The following is a 2,736-nucleotide window of genomic DNA, read 5'->3' on the forward strand; positions in this document are numbered from 1 at the left end:
GACCCGACGCCGGCGGATCGAGGCGGGGGTGGCCGCCGCCGGCCTGGTGGCGGTGACGGCGGGGCTGTGGGGTTTCACCTCCCGCAGCCCGGCCAGCGGGGGCATCGACCAGCCCACCCAGGCGCGGATGGGCGCGCAGGCGCCGACGACCCCGCCCTGCCGGGTCGTGTACGCGCTGCGTACGGACTCCGGCAAGGACTTCGCCGCCGAGCTGACCCTGACCAACACGGGCGCGCGGGAGCTGCGGGACTGGCGGCTGAGCTTCACCTTCCCCGGCCAGCAGACGGTGACGAAGGCGACGCCCGCCCCCGTACGCCAGCAGGGGAGCACGGTGGTCGTGCAGCCCGCCCCGCAGCGCGCCGCGCTGGCCCCCGGCGCGTCGGAGAAGCTCACCCTGACCGGGCGGCACACGGGCCTCAACCCGCTGCCGCTGGAGTTCCGCCTCGGCGACGAGGCCTGCGGGGCGCAGGTCTCCGGGGTGGCCGGCGCGGCGCCCGCCGTCGCACCCACGAAGGCCCCCACCACGAAGGCACCGACGAAGAAGGCCGGCACGTCCGCCGGAAGTTCGGGCGGCAGCTCCGCCGGGTCGAAGGCCAAGTCCGGCAACTCCGGCAAGGGCAAGGGGTCGGGTGGTGGAAAAAAAGTAAGCCAGGAAACGGAAAGGGAAAGGGACACGGAAAGGGACGATGACGACGACGATGACTGAGCCCGCCGGGGTCAGCTGAGTTCCGCGAACCGTTGCACCTGCCCGATGTCCCCCTCGACGATCAGCATGCTGCCGGGGGCGACCACGGTGGCGTCCGTGGCGTACCGAAAACGTTCACCGGGCAGCTTCACGCCCACCACCCGCACCCCGTAGCGCTCGGTGGGGGTCAGCTCCCCGAGCGGTCGGCCGATCATCGTCTCCGGGGTGCACACCTTGGCGATGGCGAAGTCGTCGCCGAACTCGATGAAGTCGAGCATCCGGCTGACGATCAGGTGGGCCACCCGTTCGCCGGTCTCCGCCTCGGGGAAGACCACGTGGTGCGCGCCGACCGAGTCCAGGATCTTGGCGTGCTTCGTCGAGGTGGCCCGCGCCCAGATCTGTGGTACGCCCAGGTCGGCCAGCGCCAGCACGGTCAGCACGCTGGCCTCCACCGAGGCACCGATGGCGACCACCGCCCGGCCGAAGTCCGCCACGCCGAGCTGGCGCAGCGCCCCCTCCTCGGTGGCGTCGGCCTGCACGACGCGGTCGAGCTGCGCAGACCACCGCTGCACCTGGTCCGGGTTGCGGTCGATGGCCAGCACCTCGTGGTTCAGCGCGGTCAACGCGCCGGAGAGGTGGCACCCGAACCGGCCCAGTCCGACCACCACCACGCTGCCCTCGTCCGTCTTCCGCCTAGCCGACAATGGGTTGCTCCTCCGGGTAGCGGTACAGCCGTCGCCGGGTGTTCAGGGCGATCGCCGACCCGAGGGTCAGCGGCCCGATCCGGCCGACGAACATGAGAATGATCAGGGCGATCTGGCCGTTCTCCGGCAGCGACGCGGCGACCCCGACGCTGAGGCCGGTGGTGGTGAGCGCCGAGGTCACCTCGAACAGCGCGGCGTAGAGGGGGACCCCCTCGGTGAGGAAGATCAGCACCACCGTGCCGCAGGCCACCAACGCGAGGCTGAGCAGCGCGACCGTGATGGCCTGCCGCTGGCTGGCGGTGGCCACCCGGCGGTGCCCGACCGTCACGTCCGGCTCCCCCCGCAGCTCGGCCCACATGACGAAGGCGAGCAGGAAGAAGGTGGTCACCTTGATCCCGCCGGCCGTGCTGGCGCTGCCGCCGCCGATGAACATCAGCGCGATGATCAGGGGATAGCTCTCCTCCTCCAGGCTGTCCACGTCGACGACGTTGAAGCCCCCGGTGCGGATGAACGCGTTCTGGGCGAACGTCACCAGGAACCTGTCCGACCAGGTGTAGATGCCGAGGGTGCGCGGGTTGGACCACTCGATGGCCAGCAGGCCGAGGAAGCCCACCACCAACAGCGTCACGCTGCCCCAGACGGTCAGCTTGGTGGCGACCGCCCAGCGGGTCGGCTGCCGCCACTCGCGTACGGCCTCGAACAGCGCCGGGAAGCCGAGCCCGCCGACGATGGTGCCGATCGAGAGCGGCACCGTGACCCAGGCGTCGGTCGAGAAGGCGACCAGGCTGTCGGTGTAGAGGGCGAAACCGCCGTTGTTGAAGGCCTGCACTGCGTGGAAGAGGCTGCCCCAGAGGGCCCGGCCGAACGGGTAGTCGTAGGTGAGCCACAGGCGGGCGGTCAGGATCGCGGTGATGATCGCCTCGCAGACCAACGCGAGGCCGGCGATGCGCAACAGCAGCCGGCGTACGTCGCCGATGCCGAACTCGGCCGTCTCGGCCTGCACCAGCAGCCGGCTGCGCAGCCCCAGCCGCCGGGCCACCACGAGGATCACGAGGGTCGCCCCGGTCACGATGCCGAGGCCGCCGACCTGGGTGAGGACGGTGATCATCGCGAGGCCGAACTCGTTCCAGTAGTTCGGGGTGTCCACGACCGCCATCCCGGTGACCGAGACCGCCGACGTGGCGGTGAACAGGGCGGTCACGAAGGGGGTGTGCCGGTACTCGCTGGTGGCCCAGGGCAGCATCAGCAGACATCAGCATCCATGACGGTTCCAGAGGTCCTCAAGGAACTCCGCTCGGAGCGCGGGCAGGCACGAAGCCAGGCACTGCATACGCTGTCCAAGATCGG

3 protein-coding genes are annotated in these 2,736 nt (G+C 70.8%); 1 reads left to right on the forward strand and 2 read right to left on the reverse strand.

The features are described 5' to 3' along the window. On the forward strand, positions 1–706 hold a 706-nt coding region (locus AB0B91_RS64850; protein ID WP_358342964.1), incomplete at its 5' end, for a cellulose binding domain-containing protein. An 11-nt stretch (positions 707–717) separates the two neighbouring features. Here the strand turns inward: AB0B91_RS64850 and AB0B91_RS64855 are convergent. Beyond that, positions 718–1,389, reverse strand: coding sequence for a TrkA family potassium uptake protein (locus tag AB0B91_RS64855; RefSeq protein WP_088998282.1), 672 nt, complete (start codon positions 1,387–1,389; stop codon positions 718–720). Further along, on the reverse strand, positions 1,379–2,632 hold the full coding sequence (locus tag AB0B91_RS64860; RefSeq protein WP_358342967.1) for a potassium transporter TrkG: 1,254 nt from the start codon (positions 2,630–2,632) through the stop codon (positions 1,379–1,381). Before AB0B91_RS64860 ends, AB0B91_RS64855 begins: the two co-directional genes overlap by 11 nt. Between the last annotated feature and the right edge of the window lie 104 nt (positions 2,633–2,736).

This window comes from Nonomuraea sp. NPDC049141 (assembly GCF_040648415.1).
In the GTDB taxonomy this organism is placed as follows: domain Bacteria; phylum Actinomycetota; class Actinomycetes; order Streptosporangiales; family Streptosporangiaceae; genus Nonomuraea.

What these genes read in the sequence shown, in the direction of transcription:
- AB0B91_RS64860 (WP_358342967.1), bottom strand. Translation starts at nt 2,632, where the DNA reads ATGCTGCCCTGGGCCACCAGCGAGTACCGGCACACCCCCTTCGTGACC.